Annotated in this window: 23 protein-coding genes; 7 read left to right on the plus strand and 16 right to left on the minus strand. The window is 71.0% G+C overall.

Annotation, left to right across the window (positions count from 1 at the left end; genetic code table 11):
• Window positions 1-355: 355 nt before the first annotated feature.
• Both ACFHWS_RS20225 and ACFHWS_RS20230 read right to left on the minus strand, forming a co-directional pair.
• Entirely contained in the window at window positions 356-883 is a 528-nt protein-coding gene (locus ACFHWS_RS20225) for a hypothetical protein (protein ID WP_416557402.1), read from the minus strand.
• The gene (locus ACFHWS_RS20230; RefSeq protein WP_416557401.1) at window positions 880-1,638 is read right to left on the minus strand and encodes a GntR family transcriptional regulator; all 759 of its coding nucleotides are present in this window, start codon (window positions 1,636-1,638) and stop codon (window positions 880-882) included. Before ACFHWS_RS20230 ends, ACFHWS_RS20225 begins: the two co-directional genes overlap by 4 nt.
• 201 nt (window positions 1,639-1,839) lie before the next feature.
• Here ACFHWS_RS20230 and ACFHWS_RS20235 point away from each other — a divergent pair, with 201 nt between their 5' ends.
• Window positions 1,840-3,495 (plus strand): tetratricopeptide repeat protein, encoded by a 1,656-nt coding sequence (locus ACFHWS_RS20235; RefSeq protein ID WP_416557400.1) that lies wholly within the window; start codon window positions 1,840-1,842, stop codon window positions 3,493-3,495.
• Window positions 3,496-3,623: 128 nt separating this feature from the next.
• Here ACFHWS_RS20235 and ACFHWS_RS20240 read toward each other — a convergent pair whose 3' ends face one another.
• The 8 genes from ACFHWS_RS20240 to ACFHWS_RS20275 form a co-directional block, all read right to left on the minus strand.
• The gene (locus tag ACFHWS_RS20240; RefSeq protein ID WP_416557399.1) at window positions 3,624-4,763 is read right to left on the minus strand and encodes an ABC transporter substrate-binding protein; all 1,140 of its coding nucleotides are present in this window, start codon (window positions 4,761-4,763) and stop codon (window positions 3,624-3,626) included.
• 76 nt (window positions 4,764-4,839) lie between these two features.
• Window positions 4,840-5,604, minus strand: coding sequence for an ABC transporter permease (locus tag ACFHWS_RS20245; protein ID WP_416557398.1), 765 nt, complete (start codon window positions 5,602-5,604; stop codon window positions 4,840-4,842).
• Window positions 5,601-6,401, minus strand: a complete 801-nt coding sequence (locus tag ACFHWS_RS20250) for an ABC transporter ATP-binding protein (protein ID WP_416557397.1) — start codon at window positions 6,399-6,401, stop codon at window positions 5,601-5,603. Before ACFHWS_RS20250 ends, ACFHWS_RS20245 begins: the two co-directional genes overlap by 4 nt.
• Window positions 6,398-7,279 (minus strand): ABC transporter permease, encoded by an 882-nt coding sequence (locus tag ACFHWS_RS20255; RefSeq protein ID WP_416557396.1) that lies wholly within the window; start codon window positions 7,277-7,279, stop codon window positions 6,398-6,400. The genes ACFHWS_RS20250 and ACFHWS_RS20255 overlap by 4 nt, the downstream gene beginning before the upstream one ends.
• A complete protein-coding gene (locus ACFHWS_RS20260; RefSeq protein ID WP_416557395.1) occupies window positions 7,276-8,289 on the minus strand; it encodes a TIGR03842 family LLM class F420-dependent oxidoreductase in 1,014 nt (337 codons plus the stop codon). Before ACFHWS_RS20260 ends, ACFHWS_RS20255 begins: the two co-directional genes overlap by 4 nt.
• An 11-nt stretch (window positions 8,290-8,300) precedes the next feature.
• Complete coding sequence (gene hydA, locus ACFHWS_RS20265) at window positions 8,301-9,707, minus strand: dihydropyrimidinase (protein ID WP_416568780.1); 1,407 nt, start codon at window positions 9,705-9,707, stop codon at window positions 8,301-8,303.
• Window positions 9,708-9,723: 16 nt separating this feature from the next.
• Entirely contained in the window at window positions 9,724-10,566 is an 843-nt protein-coding gene (locus ACFHWS_RS20270) for a nitrilase-related carbon-nitrogen hydrolase (protein WP_416568781.1), read from the minus strand.
• Window positions 10,567-10,854: 288 nt separating this feature from the next.
• Window positions 10,855-11,928, minus strand: coding sequence for a lytic polysaccharide monooxygenase auxiliary activity family 9 protein (locus ACFHWS_RS20275; protein ID WP_416557392.1), 1,074 nt, complete (start codon window positions 11,926-11,928; stop codon window positions 10,855-10,857).
• Window positions 11,929-12,433: 505 nt separating this feature from the next.
• On the opposite strand from ACFHWS_RS20275, the gene ACFHWS_RS20280 reads away from it, so the two are divergent.
• From ACFHWS_RS20280 to ACFHWS_RS20290, 3 genes are all read left to right on the plus strand, one after another.
• Window positions 12,434-12,808: a hypothetical protein gene (locus ACFHWS_RS20280; RefSeq protein ID WP_416557292.1), complete on the plus strand. Its 375-nt coding sequence runs from the start codon at window positions 12,434-12,436 to the stop codon at window positions 12,806-12,808.
• A 32-nt stretch (window positions 12,809-12,840) separates the two neighbouring features.
• Window positions 12,841-14,838 carry a glycogen debranching N-terminal domain-containing protein gene (locus tag ACFHWS_RS20285; RefSeq protein WP_416568810.1) on the plus strand — a complete coding sequence of 666 codons (1,998 nt, stop codon included), beginning with the start codon at window positions 12,841-12,843 and terminating at the stop codon, window positions 14,836-14,838.
• 144 nt (window positions 14,839-14,982) lie between these two features.
• On the plus strand, window positions 14,983-16,086 hold the full coding sequence (locus tag ACFHWS_RS20290) for a Vms1/Ankzf1 family peptidyl-tRNA hydrolase (RefSeq protein ID WP_416568782.1): 1,104 nt from the start codon (window positions 14,983-14,985) through the stop codon (window positions 16,084-16,086).
• A gap of 38 nt (window positions 16,087-16,124) precedes the next feature.
• On the opposite strand, the gene ACFHWS_RS20295 is transcribed toward ACFHWS_RS20290, so the two are convergent.
• Both ACFHWS_RS20295 and ACFHWS_RS20300 read right to left on the minus strand, forming a co-directional pair.
• The gene (locus ACFHWS_RS20295; protein ID WP_416557294.1) at window positions 16,125-17,000 is read right to left on the minus strand and encodes a universal stress protein; all 876 of its coding nucleotides are present in this window, start codon (window positions 16,998-17,000) and stop codon (window positions 16,125-16,127) included.
• Window positions 16,997-17,974 (minus strand): Acg family FMN-binding oxidoreductase, encoded by a 978-nt coding sequence (locus ACFHWS_RS20300; RefSeq protein ID WP_416557295.1) that lies wholly within the window; start codon window positions 17,972-17,974, stop codon window positions 16,997-16,999. The genes ACFHWS_RS20295 and ACFHWS_RS20300 overlap by 4 nt, the downstream gene beginning before the upstream one ends.
• 196 nt (window positions 17,975-18,170) lie before the next feature.
• On the opposite strand from ACFHWS_RS20300, the gene ACFHWS_RS20305 reads away from it, so the two are divergent.
• Window positions 18,171-18,809, plus strand: coding sequence for a response regulator (locus ACFHWS_RS20305; RefSeq protein ID WP_123600861.1), 639 nt, complete (start codon window positions 18,171-18,173; stop codon window positions 18,807-18,809).
• A 44-nt stretch (window positions 18,810-18,853) separates the two neighbouring features.
• Here ACFHWS_RS20305 and ACFHWS_RS20310 read toward each other — a convergent pair whose 3' ends face one another.
• The 3 genes from ACFHWS_RS20310 to ACFHWS_RS20320 form a co-directional block, all read right to left on the minus strand.
• Window positions 18,854-20,521 carry a GAF domain-containing protein gene (locus ACFHWS_RS20310; RefSeq protein WP_416568811.1) on the minus strand — a complete coding sequence of 556 codons (1,668 nt, stop codon included), beginning with the start codon at window positions 20,519-20,521 and terminating at the stop codon, window positions 18,854-18,856.
• A gap of 118 nt (window positions 20,522-20,639) precedes the next feature.
• Window positions 20,640-21,518, minus strand: a complete 879-nt coding sequence (locus ACFHWS_RS20315; RefSeq protein ID WP_416557296.1) for a universal stress protein — start codon at window positions 21,516-21,518, stop codon at window positions 20,640-20,642.
• On the minus strand, window positions 21,515-22,633 hold the full coding sequence (locus tag ACFHWS_RS20320) for an Acg family FMN-binding oxidoreductase (RefSeq protein WP_416568783.1): 1,119 nt from the start codon (window positions 22,631-22,633) through the stop codon (window positions 21,515-21,517). The genes ACFHWS_RS20315 and ACFHWS_RS20320 overlap by 4 nt, the downstream gene beginning before the upstream one ends.
• A 518-nt stretch (window positions 22,634-23,151) precedes the next feature.
• On the opposite strand from ACFHWS_RS20320, the gene ACFHWS_RS20325 reads away from it, so the two are divergent.
• Window positions 23,152-23,274: a hypothetical protein gene (locus ACFHWS_RS20325; RefSeq protein ID WP_416568784.1), complete on the plus strand. Its 123-nt coding sequence runs from the start codon at window positions 23,152-23,154 to the stop codon at window positions 23,272-23,274.
• 209 nt (window positions 23,275-23,483) lie between these two features.
• Window positions 23,484-24,794 carry an FAD-dependent oxidoreductase gene (locus ACFHWS_RS20330; protein WP_416568785.1) on the plus strand — a complete coding sequence of 437 codons (1,311 nt, stop codon included), beginning with the start codon at window positions 23,484-23,486 and terminating at the stop codon, window positions 24,792-24,794.
• Window positions 24,795-24,947: 153 nt separating this feature from the next.
• Here the strand turns inward: ACFHWS_RS20330 and ACFHWS_RS20335 are convergent, their stop codons facing one another.
• Window positions 24,948-25,073, minus strand: a complete 126-nt coding sequence (locus ACFHWS_RS20335) for a glycine radical domain-containing protein (protein ID WP_416568812.1) — start codon at window positions 25,071-25,073, stop codon at window positions 24,948-24,950.
• Window positions 25,074-25,093: the final 20 nt, after the last annotated feature.

Here is a 25,093-nt window from a genome sequence, read left to right on the forward strand (position 1 = left end):
CGACAGCAGCCACACAACCGCAGGCCACACCCCAAGATCAACTTAAGCTACGCAGCATTGGTTCAGTCCTTGGTCGGGCCAAGTGGGAGTTGATCGAGCCGCTATTGCCGCGCCGGCCACATCGATCACCAGGACCACGACCGGCCCGACCGACCCCGCCAGCAAGGTATTCTGTACGTGCTGCACACCGGGATCGGCTGGGAGGACCTGCTGGCGCCGCCTCAGCAATCAGGCCAGCCCAAGATCGTTTAGAAGATCATCTGACGAAAAACCGGGCGACACGCCGGCGCCATCCCGGTTTTTCGTCAGATGATCATGGGGGTAGGCGTGCAGGATCGACGATCGGTCGTCCCGATCAGGGGCCGGAGAAGGTGCTGAGGCCGGCGAACGCAATGAGGCCGGCCAGTACGCCGGCGAGTCCGGTGAAGGCCTGCGTCCAGCGCGTCGTCGGGGAGATGGCGTACCGGGCGCCCCAGATGGCGAACACTACAAGGGCGGTCCCACCGAGGAGGAAGCCCCATCCGAGGGGCATCGGGCCGGTGTCGGGGCTCAGGTCGTGCAACCGGCCAGCCGCGACGGTCACCGCCATCACCAGGACCACTGTGTTGAAGGTGGCGTCTGCCGCGTCCAGCCGGTTGGTGAGGCTGTCGAACACGGTGACCACGCCGATCGCCGTGGCGGCGACCGTGGTTACGATCCGCGCCTGGCTGGTCAGCCAGGGCAGCACGACTCCGATGCCGCAGCACAACCCGAGCGTCGCCATCGCGGCCGCACCGATCGGCTGGCGGGCGTGACCCTGGCGCAGCAGATAGGGCATGCTCAGGAAGGACGACAGCATCACCGCACCGAGTGTCCACTGCAGCACCCACAGGACGACGTTCATCGCGGCGCGTTGGTAGGGGCCGCGCGGCCGGTGCCGGCCGAGGGAGCGCCGCCGGTCCGCTGTGGCGGGAAGGCGTCCAGGAGTTGGCGTTCGGCGGCGTCGAGGTAGGCGGTCAGGACCCGATGGGCCTCGACGAACTCGCCAGTGACGAGTAGCTGGTGGATCTGCCGGTTGTCTCGGATGTAGGGCTGGTGGAACGCCTGTACGGCGGGGACCACCAGAAACACCAGGCGTAGCTCGGCCAGCAGGCGACGCGCGGTCTGACTGAGGCGGCTGTTGCCGGCCAGGTCGGCGATGGCCTGGTGGAACCGCATGTTCGCCGTACCCACCTTCGCCCAGTCACCGGCGGCGGCGGCGACCTCGGCCGCCTCGACCGCCTCGCCGACGCGGTCCAGCGCGCCGGGTGGCGCGTCGGCGGCGGCGAGGACCGCGGCACCCTCGATGATCCGGCGGAACGCGTAGAGATCCCGGACGTCGGCGGCGGTCAGTTCCCGGATGAAGACGCCGCGGTTGAACTCGTGCGTGAGCAGGCCCTCGTGCGACAGCAGCCGGAACGCTTCCCGCAGGGTGTTGCGGGACACCCCTAGTGCCTCGCACAGGGCGTTCTCGCTCAGCCGGACACCGGGCGGGAAGACGCCCTCGGTGATCCGTTCACGAAGGACGTCCGCAACCCGTTCGCCGTAGCCGCCGAGGTCGAGGCGGGTGCGGTCGTCGGTCAGTCGGGCGACCCAGTCTTCACGCATCGCAGCTGCCACGACTGGAGGATACAAACAGTCGGATCGTTCAACGATCCGGTCACGCAGGACACGAGCAACCATCGATCTAGTATTGCAGGATTGTTGAACAATCCGCTACCTTCATCGTGTGTCGCATCCAGCGGAGGCTGCTATGTCCAAGCGCACGTCCCTACCTGTCGGCGTTGGTGCCCGCGCGACAGCGACCCGAGGAGGCCGACGATGAACCTGGAGGCCAGCCTCCGGGAGCGGGCGGCGCTGGACGATTCCGCCGCGATGGTGGAGCTGGCGCAGTGGCTGTTGGTACGGGGTCGGCGGTCCGAAGCCCAGCAGTGGCTGCGCAACGCCGCCGCCGCTGGCGACCTCGTCGGGATGACTCACCTGGGCGCGCGGCTCGCCCAGGAGGGCGATCTGCATGGCGCGAAGAGTTGGCTCGAGCGGGCCGCCGAAGCCGGGCAGGCCACCGCGATGGTGAGTCTGGGGATGGTGCGGGTCGACATCGCCGCAGGCCGTCACGGCAACCTGCGCACCCACCTGTTGCCGCGCAGCGGACCGGTGCACGACCGGAAAACCAGGCACTGGTGGCGACGGGCGGCCGAGGCGGGGGACCCGCTGGGAATGTTCCTCTGGTCGGTTGTCTGCGCGCGACGCAACCGTCCCGACGACAGCCTCCGGTGGCGGGAGGCCGCTGCCGAGTGCCGCGATCCAGCCGTGTTGCGCGCCATCGGCGACTTCTGCCGAATGCACAACGTGGACGACGCCGAGCCGTGGTACGACCGGGCGGTCAGCGCCGACGGTGACCCGATCGAGCGGTCGACCGCAGCCGCGCGCCTAGCTGAGCTGCTCCCCGATGACGAGGCCGAACGGCGGCTTCGCGACGCGGCCACATCGGTCGGAGCGTACGGCCGGGGTGTCCTCGGCGAGTGGTTGGAGCGGCGCGGACAGGTCGCGGAGGCCGAGGAGTGCTACCGCGCCGCCGCCGAGCAGGGCAGCCACCGCGCGATGAACAATCTAGCCGCCATCCTGCTGGATCGGGCCGAGACCGGCGCGGCCGAACGCTGGTTCCGGCTGGCCGCCGACGACGGGTTCGCCGAGGCCATGAGCAACCTCGCGGCCGTTCACCTGCGTCGCGGAGATCAACAAAGCGCGGCGTTCTGGCTGATCCGGGCGGTGGGCGCGGAGAACGACGTCGCCTGGCCGGCACTGCGGCAGATGCTCACGGGTGAGGGCCTGGACCTGCTCTCCGGTGCGGTCGCCGGTGACACGCACCAGATGGCACTCGCGGGTACCTGGCTGGCGCGCTCGGCGATGACGGCGGAGGCGGAACCCTGGCTGCGGCGCGCGGCTGCCGCCGGCGATCCCGACGGCATGGACAGCCTGGGCTTCATGCTCAGCCAGCGACCCGGTGGCGGCACCGAGGCGGAGGCGTGGCTGGGCAAGGCGGTCGACGCGGGCAGCGTCAACGCCTGCTGCGAATTCGGCGTCTTCCGCGAACGCCAGCAACGCTATGCCGAAGCCGAAGAGCTCTACGCACGTGCCGCACGCGCCGGGCACGTCCTGGGTATGACGAACCTGGCCTCGCTGCTCGAGCAACGTGACGAGCTGACCGAGGCCGAACACTGGTACCGACAGGCCGCCGACCACGACCATCCCCGCGCCATGTCCAACCTTGGACGCTTGCTGGAACTGCGGGCCGATCACGGTCAGGCCGAGCATTGGTTCCTGCGCGCGGCCAGGACCGGCGACGCCGACGCGATGCACAACCTCGGCGCGATGTACGGACGCCGAGGCGACGAGCAACTGGCCCGGCTCTGGTACGTCAAAGCCGCCAAGGCCGGCTCCGACATCGCCAAAGCCAAGATCACCGGCCGATTCTGACCACCACGCGGTCCCGTCCACGTGCGACATGAAGATCAGATGACGAAAAACCGGGCGACACGCCGGTGCCGTTCCGGTTTTTTGTCATCTGATCATGGAGAACAGCGCGGTTGCCGACCGACCCTGGCTCAGGCGCCGCCGGGGTTGAGGGTGACGGTCAGCGGGGTGAAACCGGAGCCGGTGACGTCGACACCGTCCGCCTCCGCAGCTTCGAGCGCCTCGGTGATGTAGTCGTTGGTGTAGGCCAACCCCTCCGGCTCGGCGGTCAGCACCGTCTGGCCGTCCTGGTTCTTCGTGGCCAGCGACAACTCGACCGTGCGCGCCCAGTCCGCCTCGTCGATCAGCCCGATCCCGCCGGTCGACGGCCAGATCAGCTTGTTGACCTCGTTGACCTGCCACAGCTGATGGCTGGCGCCCAACGTCGACCCGGCCGCGACGGACAGGTCCCGGCACTCCTCCGGGTTGTCCCGGCAGTACGCCCAGCCCTTGATGGTGCCGGTGAGGAACTTGACGGTCTGCTCCTGGTACGCCGGGTCGTCGAGCTTGGTGGTGTCGGCCCAGATGGCGTCCTGCAGCATCGCCGTCCCGACCTCGTTCCAGTCGAGCACCGTGAAGTCCTCCGGCGTGTACAGCTCACCGGTGTCCGGGTTCTCCGCCTCCAGCAGCTGCGCGTACTCGTTGTAGCTCATCGCCTGGGCGGCGTCGATGTCGCCGCGCAGCAGCGCCTGCATGTCGAACTGCTGCTGCACCAGGGTCACATCGGACCCCGGGTCCAGCCCGGCCTGGGTCATCGCGGCGAACAGCTCGAACTCGTTGCCGAAACCCCAGTTGCCGACCTTCTTGCCGCGCAGATCCGCCGGCCCACTGATGCCGGGGTCGGCGAACGCCACCTGGTAGGTGCCGGAGCGGGCGAAGATTTGCCCCACGTCGGTGATCTCAGCACCCTGTTCGCGCGAGGCGAGCGCCTTCGGCACCCAGGCGATCGCGTAGTCGGCCTGCCCCTGAGCGAGCACCGTCTGCGGGACGATGTCCACCCCGCCTTCGAGCAGCTCGACGTCGAGCCCTTCCTCCGCATAGAAGCCCTTTTCGACGGCCGCGATGTAGCCGGCGAACTGGGCCTGGAAGAACCACTGCAACTGCACCTTTACCGTGGTGGTGCCGTCGATGGCACCGCCAGAACCGTCCGGCTCGGCGTCCGCCGTACCGCAGGCGCTGATCAGCAGCGCGGCACCCGTCAGCGCCGCCGCGGCGGCCAACCGTCTTCTCATCTTCGTCGTTCCTCCTGGTCGCGATGATGGAGCGGGGGACTACGGCGCGGGACGGGTGCGCCAGGGGAGGTGGGGGTCACGGGGCCTGGCCGGTGCGCCACGGCATCGCGAGGCGTTCCAGCAGCAGGGTCGCCAGGTAGAAGACCAGGCCGAGCAGGCAGGCGCCGACGACGAAAGCCCAGGCCCGGGGGTACGCGGTGAGCGCCGCCGCCGAGGTGATCCGCGCCCCCAGCCCGTCCTGCAGCCCACCGAAGTACTCGGCGACCACGGCCGCGATCACCGCCAGCGACGACGCCTGCCGTAGCCCGGTGAAGACGAACGGCAGCGCGCCGGGCAGCCGGACCAGCCGGGCGAACGTCGCGCCGCTGGCGGCGTAGCTGTCCATCAGTTCGCGGTGGATCGGCTGCACCTGGCGCAGCCCACGCAGCGTGTTGACGAAGACCGGGAAGAACGCGACCAGGCCGACGACGATCCGCCGGGGCACGCTGCTGGCCGCGTCGAACATGTTGTTCAGCACCGGGGCGAGCGCGATGATCGGCAGCGCGTTGACCAGCGCGGCCAGTGGCACCGACACCTCGCTGAGCAGCCGCAGCCGGCTGACCGCCAACGCCACCAGCACCCCGAGCGCTGCCCCGGCCAGCAGCCCGATCAGCGCGTTGGTGCCGCTGGCCAGCCCGGCGGTCAGCACCACGGTACGGCTGGCCCAGAACTGTTCGGCGATCGCTGACGGGGCCGGCAGCACATAGGAGGCGACCCGGCCCAGCCGTACCGTCGCTTCCCACAGCGCCAGCCCGGCGAGCCCGACGGCGACCGGCGGCCCGGCCGCCCGCAGCGCTTTCACGCCACCGCCGCATCCGCAGCCGGCGCGCCGGTGCCGCGCAGCGCCCGGCGGACCTCGGTGACGGCGGCGAAGAACTCCGCCGACTGCCGGGTCTGCTCCGTACGCTCGCCGAGGTCGACGTCGACGACGGCGGTGATCCGACCCGGCCGGGCCGACATCACCACCACCCGGTCGGACAGGTACACCGCCTCGGAGATCGAATGGGTGACGAAGACGGTGCTGGTCGCGGTGCGCGCGCAGATGCCGAGCAGTTCGTCCTGCAGGCGTTCGCGGGTCATCTCGTCGAGGGCCCCGAACGGTTCGTCCATCAACAGCAACGGCGGGTGTACGGCGAGCGCCCGCGCGATCGCCACCCGCTGCTGCATGCCACCGGACAGCTGAGCCGGGTAGTGCCCGGCGAAGTCGGCCAACCCGACCAGGGCCAGCATCTCGTCGACCCGGGCCCGCCGCTGCGCCCGCCGCACCCCGCGCAGCTCCAACGGCAGTTCCACGTTGCGCCGCACCGTCCGCCAGTCGAAGAGGCCGGCCTGCTGGAAGGCGATTCCGTACTCCTGGTCCAGTCTGGCCTGCCGGGCGGGTTTGCCGTTGACGGTGACCGTGCCGGCGGTCGGGGTGATCAGGTCGGCGATCAGCCGCAGCAGGGTGCTCTTGCCGCAGCCGGACGGCCCGATCAGCGACACGAACTCGCCCCGGCCGATGGCCAGCTCCACCCCGGTCAGCGCGGTGACCGCGTCGGCCCGGCCGGCGTGGAAGACCTTGTCGACCCCGGTGAGACCGACAGCGAACTCGCTGCTCATCCGGTCACCGCCACCCGCCGCTGGTGCCGGGTCAGTCCGACCTCCAGCAGGGTCACCGTGGCGGCGACGACCAGGCCGAGGACGGCGGCACCGAGGATCGCCGCGTACACCTTCGCCGGGGCGCTGGTCGCCTGCCGCGAATATTCCAGGATCAGTCGGCCGATGCCGCCCCGGGTGCCGGTGGAGATCTCCCCGACGACCGCGCCGACCACGGCCGCCGCCCCGGCCAGCCGCAGCGCCGGGAACAGGTACGGCAGCGCGGCCGGTGCCCGCAGTTTCCACAGGGTGCGCCACCAGCCGGCGGCGTAGCTGCGCATCAGCTCGACCCCGGCGGCCGGCGGCGACTGCAGGCCGCGCAGCATGCCGACGGCGACCGGGAAGAACGCCAGGTACGCGGCGATCACCGCGACCGACATCCACGGCTGCCACGGGTAGGTGCCGATGGACAGCCGCCCGCCCCAGCCGGCGATCACCGGGGCCAGGGCGACCAGCGGCACGGTCTGCGACAGCACCACGTACGGCAGCAGTCCACGTTCGACGATCCGCCACCGCTGCATCGCCACCGCCAGGACCAGCCCGACCAGCGTGCCGGCGGCGAACCCGACGCCGGTCACCCCGAGGGTGAACAGGCAGGCGTCCACGACGACCCGCCACACCGGCTGGCCGGCGGCGACGTCGACAGCACCTAGGCCGGCGACCACGTCGGCCAGGTGTGGCATGGCGGCGTCGTCGGCGCGCGGCAGCAGCGGTACGCCGTACACGTCGGTGCCGTCCGGGTCGCCGACCAGTTTGTAGCCTTCCCAACCGGTGGCGGCGAGGGCGAGCGCGGCCAGCGCGACCCCGGCGACGCTGGCCCGGCGCGTCCAGCCGCTGGTCAAGACGCGACCACCCGGCGGTACGCGGGGATGATCTGCTCGCCGTACGCGGCCAGGGTCTCCTGCTTGGCGTCGTGTTGCAGGTAGACGGCGAACTGGTCGACGCCGAGATCACGCAGCTCGGCGAGCCGCCGCAGGTGCTCCTCGGCCGGGCCGAGCAGGCAGAACCGGTCGATGATCTCGTCGGGCACGAAGTCGGTGTGGGTGTTGCCGGCCCGGCCGTGTTCGGCGTAGTCGTAGCCCTGCCGGCCGGCGATGTAGTCGGTGAGCACCTTCGGCACCGCGCTGCCGCCACCGCCGTAGCGGGCCACGATGTCGGCGATGTGGTTGCCGACCATGCCGCCGAACCAGCGGGTCTGCTCCCGCTGGTGGGCCAGGTCGTCGCCGACGTAGGCGGGGGCGGCGACGCAGAAGGTGACCGCGTCCGGGTCGCGGCCGGCACGTTCGGCCGCCGCCCGGACCGCACCGATCATCCAGGCGGCGATGTCCGGGTCGGCGAGTTGCAGGATGTAGCCGTCGCCGACCTCGCCGGCCAGGGCGAGTGCCTTCGGCCCGTACGCGGCGACCCAGACCTCCAGCGCCCCGTCACTGACCCACGGCAGGGTGATGTCGCGGTCGCGGTAGCGCACGGTCCGCCCGGCGGCCAGGTCGCGGATGACGGTGACGCATTCGCGCAGCTCGGCGAGGGTGGTGGGGCGGGCACCGAGGACCCGTACCGCTGAGTCGCCCCGGCCGATGCCGCAGACCGTACGGTTGCCGTACATCTCGTTGAGGGTGGCGAACGTCGACGCGGTGACGGTCCAGTCCCGGGTGCTCGGGTTGGTCACCATCGGCCCCACCGTCACTGACGAGGTGGCGGCGAGGATCTGGCTGTAGATGACGAACGGCTCCTGCCACAGCACGTGCGAGTCGAACGTCCACACGTGGCTGAAGCCGGCCTGCTCGGCCCGTTGGGCCAGCGACACCAGCTCCCGGCCGGGCGGGTCACACTGGAACACGACGCCGAAGTCCATGCTCGCCTCCTTCACAGCAGGTAGTCCGACAGGCCGCGGCGCAGGTAGCGGCCGTGGCCGGCGCGGCCGTGGTAGGCCCCATCGCCGCTGACCAGGACGGTGCCGCGGGAGAGCACGGTGTCGACCTTGCCGGTGATCTCGAACCCTTCGTACGCCGAGTGGTCCATGTTCATGTGGTGGGTGGCCGCCGAGATGGTGGTCCGGCCGGCCGGGTCGTAGACGACGATGTCGGCGTCGGAGCCGGGGGCGATGACGCCCTTGCGCGGGTAGAGGCCGAACATCCGGGCCGGCGTGGTGGCGATCGTCTCCACCCAGCGGGCCAGGGACAGTTTGCCGTCGACGACGCCCTGGTAGACCAGGTCGACCCGGTGTTCGACGCCGCCGATCCCATTGGGGATCTTGGAGAAGTCGCCGAGGCCGAGTTCCTTCTGGTCCTTGAAGCAGAACGGGCAGTGGTCGGTGGAGACTACCGCCAGGTCGTTGGTGCGCAGCCCCCGCCACAGGTCGGCGCGGTGGGGTTCGTGCCTGCTGCGCAGCGGAGTGGAGCAGACCCATTTCGCGCCCTCGAAGCCGGGCGCGCCGAGCTGGTCCTCCAGGGCGAGGTAGAGGTACTGCGGGCAGGTTTCGGCGAAGACGTTGCGGCCGGTGTCGCGGGCGGCGGCGACGGCGGCGAGGGCTTCGCTGGCGGACAGGTGCACGATGTAGAGCGGGCAGTCGGCGGCGACCCCGGCCAGCGCGATGGCCCGGCTGGTCGCTTCGGCCTCCAACGCGGCCGGGCGGGTCAGTCCGTGGTGGATCGGGTCGGTCTCGCCCCGGGCGAGGGCCTGGCCGATGAGCACGTCGATGGCGATGCCGTTCTCGGCGTGCATCATGATGGTGGCGCCGTTGTCGCGGGCCTTCTGCATGGCCCGCAGGATCTGGCCGTCGTCGCTGTAGAACACCCCCGGGTACGCCATGAACAGCTTGAAGCTGGTGATCCCCTCGGTGGCGACCAGCGAGTCCATCGCCTTGAGCGATTCGTCGTCCACCCCGCCGATGATCATGTGGAAGCCGTAGTCGACGTGGCAGTTGCCCTCGGCCTTCGCGTGCCAGGCGGCCAGCCCGTCGCCGACCACCTCACCGGCACGCTGCACCGCGAAATCGATGATCGTGGTGGTGCCGCCGTGTGCGGCGGCCCGGGTGCCGGTGTCGAAGGTGTCACTCGCGTTGGTGCCACCGAACGGGAGCTCCATGTGGGTGTGGACGTCGACGCCGCCGGGGATGACGTACTTGCCACTGGCGTCGAGGACGTCGACGCCAGTGGCCGGCCCGGTGCCGGGGGAGTGCAGCGCGGTGATCGTCTCGCCGTCGACGAGCACGTCGGCGGCGTACGGTCCGGTGGGTCCGATCACGGTGCCGCCGGTGATCAGCAGACTCATGGCTTCCTCCGCCGGCTCAGGGTTGGACCAGGTCGCCGTAGGCGTCCGGGCGGCGGTCGCGGTAGAAGGCCCAGCGGTTGCGGACCGTCTCGATTAGGCCGAGGTCGAGGTCCCGGACGATTAACTCCGACTGGTACGGGTCCCCGGTGTCGCCGACGAACTTGCCTTCCGGGTCGACGAAGTAGGAGGTGCCGTAGAAGTCGTTGTCGCCGTAATCGGCCTCGACGCCGACCCGGTTGATCGCGGCGATGAAGTACTCGTTGGCCACCGCTGCCGCCGGCTGCTCCAGCTTCCACAGGTACGACGAGAGGCTGCGGCTGGTCGCCGACGGGTTGAACACGATCTGCGCGCCGGACAGGCCCAGCGCCCGCCAGCCTTCCGGGAAGTGCCGGTCGTAGCAGATGTAGACGCCGATCCGACCGACGGCGGTGTCGAAGACCGGGTAGCCGAGGTTGCCGGGGCGGAAGTAGAACTTCTCCCAGAAGCCCTTGACGTTGGGGATGTGGGTCTTGCGGAACTTGCCCAGGTAACTGCCGTCGGCGTCGATCACGGCGGCGGTGTTGTAGAGCAGGCCGGCCTGCTCGCGCTCGTACATCGGCAGCACCATCACCATGCCGTGCTCGGCCGCGAGGGCGGCGAACCGTTCGGTGATCGGCCCGGGGATCGATTCGGCGTACGCGTAGTACTCGCTCTCCTGCACCTGGCAGAAGTACGGCCCGTAGAACAGCTCCTGAAAGCAGATCACCTTGGCGCCCTGGGCGGCGGCCTGCCGGACGTACTCCTCGTGCGCTTTGATCATGGATTCCTTGTCGCCGGTCCAGGCGGTCTGGACGATGGCGGCGCGGACGACTCCTGACATGGGCGGATCCTCTCTGCGGTACCGGTTTCCCGGCACCATTGATCCACTTCGGACAGCATGGCTGATCCGGTTGACCGGCCGTGACCTGCGCTTCCTGGCCCCGAGAAGGTACGACTGTAACCACGTGGGCAATGGCTGACAATAATATCCGTGTTACCGCCTGTTTCGGATGTGTAAGACGGTCAATTACCTACGATGGCCATCGATCTGATTTCGGCCCGGCATGACAACCGGGGCGGTGCCGCGAACCGCGACACCGCCCCGGAAGGCGTGCTGACCCGGTACGCCTCAGGTGGCGCGGCAGGTCACCGACGGTGTGCCGCCGGAGTTCGAGCCAATGAAGCCGAAGTTGGTACTGGCTCCGGCGGCGAGGCTGCCGTTGTAGCTGACGTTGCGGGCGGTCACCGTCGAGCCGCTGGCCGAGACGGTGGCGTTCCACGCCTGCTGCACGGTCTGTCCACTGGGGTAGCTCAGGGTCACCGTCCAGCCGCTGATCGCCGACGCGCCCGCGGTCACCCGTACGTCACCCTGGAAGCCGCCGGACCAGCTCGAGGCGACCGTGTAGGACGCGGTGCAGCCGGCCGAGCCGGGCGGCGGCGCGGTGGTCGGTGGCGCGGTGGTCGGCGGCGGCGTGGTCGGTGGCGCGGTGGTCGGCGGCGGGTTGCTACCGCCGAAGTTCACGTCGCTGCAGAAGTAGTAGGACTGGTCCATGTGGCTGGCCTGCCAGATGGTGTAGACCATGTGCCGGCCGGTGCGCCCCGGAGCGGTCGCCGGGATGTCGATCTGCACCCCGCTGGGCACGCTCTGCCACTGCGACGCCGGTGTGTTGCCGATCTGGGCTACGAGCTCCAGATTGCCCCAGCCCAGCGCCTGGGTGATCGGGTTGAAGCCCTGCCGGGTCACGTAGACCCGGATGTAGTCGGCGCCGTGGCTGGCCCCGTCGAACAGCCGGACGTTGAAGGAGTTGTTGATCGACGTGGCGCGCCAGTCGCCGATCGCGTCCATCGCGTTGTAGCGACCGCCTTCGGTGCGTCCACCGCTGCAGAGCTGGCCGTCCGGGATGGCGCCCTGGTGGTTGCCACCGACGCCCTCCCGGTAGAGGCCGTTCCAGTTCCACATCGCGGCGGCGTTGGCCTGCCACGCCTGGTAACACATGGGGTCCTCGGTGGCCATCTCCGGCGCCATGTGGTTGTCGCCCCAACGCTCGAGGCAGCCGTAGTTGCGTGAGGCCGGGCTGATCACCGAACCGTGCGCCGAGGCGACGTTGGCCAGCGCCGTGGTCAGCAGCAACCCGGCGGTGACCGCGACAACCAGGGCGTACAGCCCCAGCGGTCGGCGGTCGGTGGTGGTGGGAAGGGACATGACGACTCCAACTGTGGTGGGTACGCGCCGGTGGACGGCGCGACCTGGTTACGTGTGCGTTCTGCCCGGAAGATGCGCGTGGTCGTCGACGCGTGCCGAGTCAGTGGAGAGTTGCCCTGCTCCCCACGCGGATGTCAGGCTCCTACGCGGTACCCTGAGGTTGGCATCATGATCGATATTTGTCAATGGTGCTGGTTGGTCGTGGTATCGAAGATCGCTCTTGGTATCGCTGGGTTATGGCGAGTGTCGGGCGGCTGCCGTCGGCGGCAGGGACGGTCGGTGGTGCGGACCCACCGTCCCTGCCGTGGCAGGAGAAAGCGCTTTCCTCAGAGCGGTTGACATGCAACTACGAAGTCAACACGCTCGCCGGCCGGAACTCGGTATCCCACGGGCCGCAGCGAATGCCGTCGTCGGACACCCTGCCGGGTGATTTCCGGCGCAACCGCCCGCACCCCGCCGACCCAACCGGGAAGCTCGCTGAGTAGCGGACGACGGAGGTGGCGGATTGTCAGCGACCACGGAGGCCTTCTTCGCCGGTCTCGACGAACGTGCCCCCCGGCTACCCCCGACGATCGACGGCACGCTGCGATTCGACGTGCGGTACCGCGACCACATCGAGCAGTGGCTGCTGCACTTCGCAGCCGGCGGTGTACAGGCCGAACAGTCCGGTGCCGACGCGGACTGCGTCGCCGTCATCGACGGCCCACTGTTCGAGCGGCTACTGCGCGGCGAGGACCGGCTGTGGGCGACCTTCGTTCGGTTCGCGTTCATTGTCGAGGGCAACATCTTCATGGTGCCGGCGTTCGAGCGGCTGCTACCCGACACCGTCGGTGCCCGTCACCCCCGGCAGTTGGCCCAGGGCTGGGGGAGAGCACGGTGAGGAACCTGAGCTACACCAGCATCCTCGACGGCATGATGTTCATGATCAGCGACGGTCGGGGAGACATCCTTCCGTCGGCTGAACTGCCCACCGGACTCTTCTCGTTCGACATGCGGGTGCTCTCCACCTGGGATCTCACCGTCAACGGCGAAGGGCTCACCGCCCTGTCGGTCGACGACCTGCGGTACTTCGAGTCGCGGTACTTCCTGGTGCCCGGCGAACCGACCCACTACGTGGACGCCAACCTCTCGGTGATCCGGCAGCGGTCGGTCGGTGGCGGGCTGTTCCTGGAGCGGCTCACCGTCCTGAACCATCAGGACGTGCCGGTGGACCTGCGGATCCGCCTCGACATCAGCACCGACTTCGCGGACATCACCGAAGTCGCCGACGTGCAGAAGAAGGGCAAGATCTCCGTCGCGGTCGAGGACGGCACGCTGCGCCTGCTCTACCACCGGGAGAACCAGCGACGCGAGGTCGTGGTATCCAGCAGCGCGGACGCCGCCGTTGACGACCACGGCATGACCTTCGAGATCCAGGTCGGGCCGCAGGGCGCCTGGGATACCACCTTCCAGGTGGTGCTCTGGAGCCGCGGAACCGAAGGGCGGGACATCCGGGAGGCGGTGCCGGCCTACGATACCCCCGCAAAGGTGGAGACGGGCGAGGCGCTCGACGAATGGCTGGCCGCCGCGCCCACCCTCACCTGCGACTCGGCGAGCCTCGACCAGGCATACCGCCGCAGCCTCGTAGACCTGGCCGCGCTGCGGTTCCAGGGCAACACCCGCGGCGAGATGGTCTTCGCCGCCGGGCTGCCCTGGCTGATGGGCTTCTTCGGCCGGGACGCGATCATCACTAGCCTGCAGGCACTGCCGTTCGCCCCGCAGCTCACCCCCGCTGTGCTGCACACCCTCGCCGATGCGCAGGGCAGCCGGCTTGACGACTTCGCCGAGGAGGAGCCGGGCAAGATCCTGCAGGAGTTCCGGTACGGCGAACGCGCCGGCTACGAGGAGATCAGCGCCTGCCCCTACTACGGCGGTGCCGACACCACGCCGCTGTTCGTCGTGCTGCTCGACGAGTACGAACGGTGGACCGGCGACGCGGATCTGGTCCGGGAACTCGAGTTCCACGCCCGGCTCGCCCTGGACTGGATCGACTCGTACGGCGACATCATGGGCGACGGATACGTCTGGTACGCGTGCCGCAATGAACGCCTCGGAGTGCAGAACCAGGGGTGGAAGGACTCCGCCGACGCCATCTCCTACCGCGACGGTCGGCTGCCGGTCGGCCCCCGCGCAACCTGCGAACTGCAGGGCTACGCGTACGACGCGAAACGGCGCGGTGCCCGGCTGGCCCGCGACATCTGGTCCGACGCGGCCTACGCCGACCAGCTGGAACGCGAGGCGGCCGAGCTCAAGCGTCGGTTCAACGAGGAGTTCTGGATTTCCAACGGCAGGTACTACGCGCTCGGCATGGACGCCGACGGCAACCTGATCGACGCCTGCGCCTCGAACATGGGGCATCTGCTGTGGAGCGGTATCGCCGACCCGGACAAGGCCCGGCACGTCGTCGGTCACCTGATGAGCCGGCGGCTGTTCTCCGGCTGGGGGATTCGTACCCTCGCCGAAGGTGCCGGGCGGTACAGCCCGGTTGGCTACCACAACGGCACGATTTGGCCGTTCGACAACGCGCTGATCGCCTGCGGAATGCGCCGTTACGGCTTCGACGAGGAGGCGGCCGTTGTCGCCGGAGCGATGATCGGGGCCGCGCAGTTCTTCGATGGGCGGCTGCCCGGCGCGTTCACCGGCTACGACCGAGCGTTGACCAAGTATCCGGTGCAGTTTCCAGCTGCCTGCAGCCCGCACGCCTGGTCGGCCGGGGCGGTACTGATGTTCCTGCGCTCCATGCTCGGCCTGGACCCCAAGGGTGAACACCTGATCGTCCGCCCGCACCTACCGCGCGACATCGGTCGGATCGAGCTGCTGGACATTCCCGGTCGCTGGGGCGTGGTCGACGCGTTCGGTCGCGGGCACTGACCCGCGCTGGCACCGACCCTGTCGGTCACCCGGCTCGTCCGCCGGCATCCGACGGCGACGCGCCGGGGGAGTAGCCGGACCGCCGACCGGGTACCCCGTAGCGACGACCTGCCCGACCCCGTACGACCATGGGAAGGACCAACGGTGACTTCGACCACGCCCCGAACCACCCTCGTCGACCTGGCCACCGCACCCGGACCGTTCGTGTCGCTCTACCTGGACACCAGCGGCCGGGCCCCGGACACCGCCGAGCAGGTCCAGCTGCGCTGGCGGGCGGCGCGTCGGCAGTTGGCCGAGGCGGGCGCGCCCGACCACCTGCTCGACGTGATCGGTGGGTTGACCGGGCGGGCCAATCTCGACGGCGACACCCTGGTGGTGGTCGCCGACGCCGACCGGGTGCGGCTGGTACGCCAGCTGCCGGAACCACCGGATCGGGAGACCGCCAGCTATTGTCCGGTCGCGCACCTGCTGCCGCTACTGCGCTGGGAGCAGCGGCAGCTGCCCGTGCTGGTGGTGGCGACCGACCGGGTCGGCGCCGAGATCGTCGCCCTGCAGCCGGACGGTGTGGAGGTGACCGAGACGGTCGCCGGGGAGACGTTGCACATCACCCGGTCGCATCCGGGTGGCTGGTCCCAGCGGCGGTACCAGCAGCGGGCCGAGGACCGGTGGGAGGCCAACGCGACGCTGGTGGCCGAGCGGCTCACCGAACTGGTCGACGAGGTCCGCCCCCGAGCGGTCGTGGTCACCGGGGACGTCCGGGCGGTGCAGTTCCTGCGGGACAAGTCACCGACCCGGGTCTCCGCACTGCTGCACGAGGTGCAGGGCGCCTACGACACCACCGACGCGGCGGTCGAACAGGCCGTCGACGTGGTGGAAGACATTGCCGACGCCGACGTGGCCGCCGCCGTGGCGGCGTACCGGCGGGAGATCGGCCAGGCCGACCGGGCCGCCGGTGGAGCGTCGGACACCCTCGCGACGCTGGCCCGCCGTCAGGTCGACACTCTGCTGCTGGTCGACGGTCCGCAGCTGACGACCCGTTCGGCGTACACCGGTCCGCAGCCCGACCAGGTGGGTGCCACGGCCGGCGCGGTGGCCGTCTTCGGAGTGACAGACCCCGTCGAGGTGCCGCTGGGTGACGCCGCCGTGCGGGCCGCCCTCGCCGGCGGCGCCCGGCTGGTGGTGGTGCCGGGCAAGCTCGCCGACCAGGTGCCCGACGGCATCGGTGCGATCCTGCGTTACACCGTCTGACCGGGCGGCCGGGACGTCCGACCCGGCTGGCGGGCCGGTCAGCGGTGCGGATGCGGGCGGGCCACCAGCACCGGGCAGTGCGCGTGGTGCACCAGCGTCTGGCTGACCGAGCCGAGCAGCAGCCCGGTGAAGCCACCCCGACCGCGGGAACCAACCACCACCAGACCTGCCTTGCGGCTCGCCTCGACCATCACCGCGTCGGCCTCGACCCCTTCCAACGGCCGCCGCTCGATGGGCAGGTCCGGATGGTGTCGCCGAACGGCGGCGACCGCGGCGTCGAGCAGTTCGTCGGCCTCCCGGCGGGCGCTGTCGGCCGGCGCCGCGACTTCGGTGCTGTCCCGCATCGGACTCGGCCACCACACGTGGAGTACGGCCAGCCCGACCCGGCGCGCGGCGGCTTCGTCGGCCGCGGCGTGCAGGGCCTGCTCCGCGTGCGCCGACCCGTCGACGCCGACCAGCACCGGGCCGTCCGCCTCGACCGGCGCGTCCGGTGGTCGGACCACCAGCACCGGGGAGTGCGCGTGCCCGGCCACCTGTGAACTGACCGAGCCGAGCAGCAGTCCGGTGAAACCGCCGAGGCCCCGACTGCCGACCACCACGAGCTCCGCGTGCCGGGACTCCTCGATCAAGGTCGGTGCCCCGCCGGCCGCCACCTGCCGGGTCTGCACCGTGATGCCGGGCCGCTCGGCGCGCAGCTGCGCGGCGGTCTCGGCGAGCATCCGCTCACCTTCCTCGTTCGGCCCGGGTAGTTCGCCGTCGTACGGATTGATCGGGATCCCGTACCCGAAGGCGTGCAGATAGCCGTGGACCAGCACCAACGGCGCGCCGTGCCGGACCGCGGCCTCGGCGGCGTGTCGGGCGGCGCACAGGCTGGCCGGTGATCCGTCCACCCCTGAGACGATCGGGTCACTCATCGTTCCTCCCGGACCGTGTCGATCACGTTGGCCGGATCCCGACGTGGCGTCGGTCGGCCGGGCTGACCGTATCCGATCCTGATGACCATTTGTGGTGTTCCGAACCGGCCGAGCGCCAGCCGGAGCTGCTCGCGGGCCTGAGCGACCTCGATCGGCTGGGACAGCATCGACGTCGCCAGGCCAGCGTCGGTGGCCGTCAACAGCACCCGCTGCAGCGCCTGCCCGGCGGTCAGCTGGTCGCTTGGCGTGTTGCCGGTCGCGCCGAGCACCGCCACCAGCGGTTCGGACTCGAAATCGCGTCCCGCAGCGCGGCGGGTACTGCCAAACGGTCGTCGGGGAAGTAGATCGTGCGGCTCCGCGACCGGTCCGCCGGCGGCCGCCGGCACCCCGTCCGGTGCCGGGAAGTGCCGGGTCCACCGGGCCACTTCCGCCCGGTACCCGGGATCCCGGTCGAGCACCCGGTTGGCGCTGGTGGCGATCTCCGCTACGGCGGTGACGGCGGTTGAGCCGACCACCAGCTCCAGCCAGCCGCCCTCGGCCCGGGCCGCCTCGATCAGCCGCCGCCGCTCCGGCGGCGGCACCGGGTCCGGCCGCAACGGCAGCCGGTTGCTGTGCCGGCGTGGCACCGCGGCGTACAGCCGGGACTCGGCCGGCGTGGCCGGCCGCGGCGGTCCGGGCACCAGCCGGGCCAGCAGCCACGGGTCGGCCGGCTCGGGGCGGAGCCGGACCTCGGCCGGTGTGCCGGCGGCGACCAGGGCGAGCCGTAGGTTGAACAGGGCGGCCCCGCAGCCGATCCGGGCGGCCCAGCCGGTCGGATCGCAGGCGGTGAGCAGCCGGTCCGGGTCGAGCCGGAGCTCGATCGCGCCCTCGACCAGCCGGAACCGCCACGGCTGGCTGTTGTGCAGCGACGGGGCGCGGACCGCCGCGGTCACCGCGGTACGCAGCTGGGCCATGGTGAACGTGGTGGTCAGCATGACTACACGGTGCCCGGTCCCGGGCCGGCACCGGCAGGGTCGTACGTCCCGGATCCTCCCGGGCCACCGGGCCCGTCCGTCTTGCCTGCCGCGCCCCACCGTCACCGGCACCCGGTCCCCGGCCGGCCCGGCCGGTCCCGGCGCCCGGGACTTTGGTCCCTGGCCGCCGCGCCCCGCGACAGGGTAGAAACAGGGGATGATCCGCGTCTTCCTGCTCGACGACCATGAGGTCGTCCGCCGTGGCCTTGCCGACCTGCTGCAGAGCAGCGGCGACATCGAGGTGATCGGCGAGTCCGGGTCCGCGCAGGAGGCGGCCCGGCGCATCCCGGCGCTGCGCCCGGACGTGGCGATTCTCGACGCTCGACTGCCGGACGGCAACGGCATCGACGTCTGTCGCGACGTGCGGGCCGTCGACTCGTCCATCAACGGGCTCATTCTCACCTCGTACGAGGACGACGAAGCGCTCTTCGCCGCGATCATGGCCGGTGCCGCCGGCTACGTGCTCAAGCAGATCCGGGGCACCGACCTGGTGGACGCGGTACGCCGGGTGGCGGCCGGTCAGTCGTTGCTCGACCCGGCGGTGACCCGCCGGGTGCTGGAGCGAATTCGCAGCGGCGTCGAGGAGCCGCACGAGCTGAAGTCGCTCACCGAGCAGGAACGCCGGATCCTGGAGTACGTCGCCGAAGGGCTGACCAACCGGGAGATCGCCGGCAAGATGTTCCTTGCCGAGAAGACCGTGAAGAACTACGTCTCCAGTCTGCTCGCCAAGCTCGGCTTGGAACGGCGGACCCAGGCGGCGGTGCTCGCCACCCGGCTGCTCGGCCCGCGTCACTGACCCTCGGTCAGATCAGTCCCGTAACGGGACCTTGCCGGGTCAGATCAGTCCCGTAACGGGACCTTCCAGGTAAGGATGGTGCCGCGGGGATCCCCGGCGGCCACCGAGAAGGCTCCGCCGCGCTGCTCGGCACGTTCTCGCATGTTGACCAGCCCACCCCGGGCGGCGGCCGGGTCCACCCCGATCCCGTCATCGGTCACCGTGAGTGCGAGTTCACCTTCGAGTGCCGACACCCGTACCGTCACCTGATTCGCCCGGGCATGCCGTACTACATTGGACAGCGCCTCTCGCAGCACCGCCAGCAGGTCCGGACGGAGCTGGTCCGGCACGGCGCTGTCCACCGGCCCGTCCAGCTGCAGGGCGGGCCGGAAGCCCAACCCGTCGGCGGCCAGGTCGACCGCCTCGCGCAACTCGGTACGCAGGGCCGCGCTCATCGGGGTACGCAGCTCGAAGATCGCCCGGCGGATGTCCCGGATGGTGGAGTCCAGATCGTCGACGGCGGTGTTGATCCGTTTTCCGATCTCCGGTCGACCACTGCACAGCGGCATGGCGCTCTGCAACTGCAGCCCGGTGGCGAACAGCCGCTGGATCACCACGTCGTGCAGGTCGCGGGCGATCCGTTCCCGGTCCTCCAGCACCACGAGCAGCTCGCGTTCCTCCTGCGCTCGGGCCCGCTCGATGGCCAGCGCCGCCTGACCGGCGAAGCTGGCCAGCAGCGGCGCGTCCCCGTCGGTCGGCCCGGCAGCGTCCGCGTGGTGCGCCACCACCAGCACGCCGTGCAGCGTCTCCGCGACCGTCAGTGGAGAGATCACCGCTGGTCCGGCGGTGACCGGCACCGGCCACGGTGCCGCCTTCGCCAGGCTCTCCACCATGATCGGCTCACCGCTGGTGATCGCGCCGGCGAAGCTGGTCTCACCAGCCGGCAGCACCGCGCCGACCAGCCCGAAGGTCGACCCGTCCACCACCTCGACCGTGAACTGGGCCGCCTCGTCGTCGTTGACCAGGACCAGGACCATGTCTGCCTCGGCCACCTCACGTGCCCGCCGGGCGACCAGGGTCAGCGCGTCGGTGCGGCGCACGGTGCCGAGCAGTACGCCGGTGATCTCCGCGGTGGCGGCCAGCCAACGTTCGCGTCGGTTGGCCAACTCGTACAGCCGGGCGTTTTCGATCGCCACGCCGGCGGCGGCGGCCAGCGCCGTCACGATCTCCTCGTCGTCCTCGGTGAACTCGGCCGCACCCTGCTTCTCGGCCAGGTACAGGTTGCCGAAGACCTGGTTGCGGATGCGCAGCGGCACTCCCAGGAAACTGTGCATCGGCGGATGGTGCGGCGGAAACCCGTACGACCGGGGGTGCCTGGTGATGTCCGGCATCCGCACCGGCGCCGGATCGTCGATGAGCAGGCCGAGAACGCCTCGACCGTGCGGCAGGTCACCGATCGCCGCGTGCGTTTGCGGATCGATGCCGTGGGTGACGAAATCGACCAGCTGGCGGTCCGGGCCGATCACCCCGAGGGCGCCGTACCGGGCCCCGGCCAACCCGCACGCCGCCTCGACGATGCGCCGCAAGGTGCTGTGCAGCTCCAGGTCGGTGCCGATGCCGACCACCGCGTCGAGCAACGCACGGAGCCGCTCCCGACTGGTGACGACCTCGCCGACCCGGTCGAGCATCTCGTGTAGCAGCTGGTCCAGTCGGACCCGGGACAGTGGGGTCAGCCCGAGCGACGGCGCGTCGCGGTGCTCGTCCGGCGGGGGGTTCGCGGCGCTCACAGCGACGATGCTAACCGGCCCGTCGCCGGACCGGCTCGGCTCGCCGCCCGCCGGGCCGGCCCACTCAGTGCCGGGTCGGCCGGATGACGACCAGCGGACACTGACTGCGGTACAGCAGGGCGTTGCTCACCGAGCCGAGCAGCAGCCCGGTGAAGCCGCCCCGCCCGCGGGCGCCAATCACCAGCAGCTGACCCCGGGCCGACTCTTCGGTCAGCACCTTGGTCGCCCGACCCTGGACCGACAACTGCCGTACGGTCAGGTCGGGATGCCGCTCGCGGACCCCGGCCACCGACTCGGCGAGCAGCGCCTCCTCCTCTGCCTGCAGGGCTGCCGCGTCGTAGACCAGCGGTTGCATGTCACCCGGTCCGATCGACGGCGGATGGGTCCAGGTGTGGACCGCGAGCAGCTCCGTGCCACGCAGGTCGGCCGCCTCGGCGGCGAAGCCGACGGCCTGTGCGGACAGCTCGGAGCCGTCCACCCCGACGATCACTGGACCGCTGCGGTCACAGTCGCCCCGGGCCACCAGCACCGGACCGTCGGCGTGGGTCGCCACCTGGGAGGCGACCGAGCCGACCAGCGCCCCGGAGATCGGTCCGAACCCGTGGTCGCCGAGGACGACCAGCGCTGCGGAGCGGGCCTCGGCGAGCAGGACCACGGTGGCGGCCCCGTCGACCACCTGGGTGGCGATCTCGAGCTGCGGCGCCTCGTCGGCCGCCGCCCGGGCGGCCTCGTCGACGATCTCCCGGGTGTACCGTTCGACTTCGCCCTCCGGCGGCACCGCTGGTGCCAACGCCATCGGTGCCTGCAGCGCCGGCCAGACGAAGGCGTGCACGATCCGCAGCGGGCGCCGTCGCATCGCGGCCTCCCGGGCGGCCAGCCGGGCGGCCTGCACTGCGGCCTTGGAACCGTCGACACCGACCAGTACGGGTCCGTCGGGACTCATCGGCCCTCCGCAGGGTCGGCGGCGTGGGGTTTTGCGGTGTCCACCGCACTGGTGTCCACCAGCTGCGCCGCCGGCATCCTCGGCGGGTGCGGCGGGCCGGCGTGGTCCGGGCTGGCGATGCCGAGCCGTAGCACCAGGTACGGGTAGCCGAGCCCGGCGAGGATGTGCCGCAAGGTCTGCCGGGTGGCGGCCACCTCGACCGCCCCGCTCAGCGGCACCACCGAAATGCCCAGCTCGGTCGCGGTCAGCCAGGCCGAGGAGAGCGCCTCGCCGGCGGCCAGCCAGGACGCCGGTTCGTCGTCGGCACCGAAGAGCAGGGCGTAGACGGCAGCCCGGTCGTGCCCGCCGCCGACCGGCAGAGTGCCGGCCCGGCCGAAGTCGCGTCCGGGCACCGTGGTCTGCGCGGCGCGTTCCGGCAGGACCTCGTCGGGCAGTCCGGTGCCGGGCGGGGTGCCCAGCCCGGTCCAGTAGTCGAGCTCGCTGCGGATCTGCGGGTCCTCCGACTCGACCTCCTCCGCCCGGCTGGCTGCTGCGGCGAGCAGCACTACCTGGTCGGAGGAGAGGATCTGCAGCTGGACGTCGGCTCCGGCGGCGGCGGTGATCGCGGTGACCGCCGCGACCGGCAGCGGCTCGTCGCTGACCGGCCGGCGGTCGGTGTGTCGCACCTGCATCGCCTGGAACATCCGGACGGTGTCGGGCTGGATCGCGATCCGTTCGGTGGGTCGCAGCACCGCCAGCAGATCCTCCTCGGCCGGGTCCGGCAACCGCTGCACCTGGGCCGTCCAACCCTGGGCGGCGAGCGCGATCCTCGCGTGGTGCAGCGCGGCACCGCAGCTGAGGATCAGTAACCGGCGGTCCGGATCGGTGGCCGGCAACTGCCGATCCCGGGCAGCGCGCAGCTCCAGACTGTCCGGCCGAACCCGCCAGTGCCAGGGCTGGGTGTTGTGCACCGACGGCGCGTGGCCGGCGGCTGCGGCGGCCTCGGTCAGTACGGCGGCCAACGGCCGGGCGCCGGTCGCGGCGTCGGCGCCGGTCACCGCCGTGTCGACGCCGGTCCCGGTCCCGGTCCCGGTGCTGGTGCTGGTGCTGGTCCCCTTGGTGGTCGCCTCGTCCATCTGCTGCCTCCTGGTCAGGGTCTGCTACGCCGGCTCACGGCCGACGGGACGCGGGGAATCCGGACCCGAACCACGTCCGTTCCCGCTCCGGGACAGATGTAACACCAGTGCGGGCAGCGCCGCGACAGCGGCACAGGCCGCCAACTCCGGTAAGCGCCAGCGGCTCGGCGCCCAGCAGCGTGTGCAGCGGGCCGAGGTAGACCCCGGCGAGCTGCAGCAGACCCGCGCCGGCCACTGCGAAAACCAACGCCGGGTTCGCCATCCGCCGCCGTACCCCGTTGGAGGCGCGCCGGTGGTGAGCACCCGGTGAGCAGGCCGGCGCCGAGCACCGACTCGGTCGGTGGTCTGGGCGGCCGACGCGGCACGTCCGGCTCGGCCGGTCGTTCCTGGCCGACCTACCCCGGCCCTGGCTGGAGCGGCTGTCGTACCAGGCGCGCCCCGGGGTCCGGCACAGCGGGCAGCAGATCTTCCGGAAGGGGCGGACGGCGGACCGGTTCTGGCTGCTGCGGACCGGGCAGGTGGTGTTGAACTTCCAGGTGCCGGGCCGTGGCGAAATCGACATTCAAACGGTTGCGGCCGGGAGCGTGCTGGGCTGGTCGTGGCTGCGCGGGTCGCGACGGGTGATGGTCGCGACGAAGTGACCGGTTGGTAATCGGACCCAGTGTGCGAACGCCTGCGGTGGGGTGGTCGTTGGAAGCGTGTCCGCCCAGCCGGAGCTCAGGGCGCGGTACAGCATGATGCGTTGTCTCGATAGGCATCGATTCAACTGATGGGGTGACGGGCCAACTCGCGGACGTCCCCGCTGCGTGCTGCCGTCTCGGCTGGCCGCCACCACGTCGAGAGGAGACAGATGAGCATCGAGTACGCCGCCCGGCAACTGCCCGTGGTCGTGATCGGCGCCGGCCCGGTGGGACTGGCCGCCGCCGCCCACCTCACCGGGCACCGGGTCCCGTCGCTGGTGCTGGAAGCAGGCGCCGCCGCCGGTGCCGCGATCCGCAACTGGCAGCATGTACGGCTGTTCAGCAGCTGGCGGGACAACATCGACCCGGTTGCCGGCCGACTGCTCGACGCCGCCGGCTGGTCGGTACCCGAACCCGGGCACCACCCGACCGGAGCCGAACTGATCGAGGAGTACCTGCTGCCGCTGGCGAAGCTGCCAGTGCTGGCCGACCGGATCCGCTACGGCACCCGGGTCACCGGGATCACCCGGCTCGGCGTCGACCGGCTGCGCGGCCCCGGACGCGGCGACGCGCCGTTCGTGGCCCGCCTGGCCGATGGCACCGAACAACTCGCCTGCGCCGTTGTCGACGCGTCGGGGACCTGGGACACCCCCAACCATCTGGGCGGCGAGGGCCTGCCCGCGTTCGGCGAGCCGGCCGCAGCCGCACATCTCGACTTCGCCCTGCCCGATGTGCTCGGCGTCAACCGCGCGGAACATGCCGGCCGGCACACCGTCGTGGTGGGCGCCGGACACTCGGCCGCCAACACCTTGCTCGACCTGATCGAACTGGCCGACCAGCAGCCTGGCACCCGGATCACCTGGGCGGTCCGTCGGGTCACCGCCGATCCGATCTTCGCCCCGGGTGCCGCCGACGCGTTGCCGGCACGCGGGGCGATCGGCACCCGGCTGCGCCAACTGGTCGACGTTGGTCGGATCGTCCTGGAGACCGGATTCGTCACGCATCGGGTGGAGCAGCTGTCCGACCTTGGCCCGGTCCGGCTGTCCAGCCGCGACGGGCGGACCGTCGTCGCCGACCGGGTGGTGGTCGCCACCGGGTTCCGTGCCGACCACCGGCTCGCCAGCGAGCTCCGCCTCGACCTGGACCCGGTGCTCGGCACCAGCCGTGGCCTGGCCACCCTGCTCGACCCCGGGCCGGCCCGGGGTTGGTCGGCGCCGGCACCCGGAGTCGACGAGCTGCGCCATCCCGAGCCGGGCTACTTTGTCGTCGGCATCAAGAGCTACGGCCGGGCGTCGGCCTTCCTGATGGCCACCGGCTACCACCAGGTCCGGCAGATCGCCGCCGAACTTGCCGCCGCACCGGTCAGGTCGGCGGCCGTCGGCGGCTGGCGTGGCGGCACTCACCGGTTCCGCTGGTCACCGGCGTGGCGGGCCGACCGCCCGGTCGCCGCGGCCTACGGCGACCAGGTCGGTAGCCGGTGAGTCCGGTGGACGCCAGCACGAACCGGACCCAGATCGGGGTGCCCCGGTCGGCGAGCCGCCAGCGGACAGCCGGCGAGGAACGCGACGAATCGGGTACCGGGGCCGTCCGCCCCAATCGACACGTCGTACGAGTGGACCGCCCCGGTGGTCACCTCACAGCCCTCCGTGGAACGTCCGGGAGATGACGTCGCGCTGCTGCTCGGCGGTGAGCCGCACGAAGTTCACCGCGTACCCGCTGACCCGGATGGTCAGCTGCGGGTACCGCTCCGGGTGCCCCATCGCGTCCTCCAGGGTGGCCC

The sequence above is a fragment of the Micromonospora sp. LOL_013 genome (assembly GCF_048060315.1).
Classification (GTDB): domain Bacteria; phylum Actinomycetota; class Actinomycetes; order Mycobacteriales; family Micromonosporaceae; genus Micromonospora_E.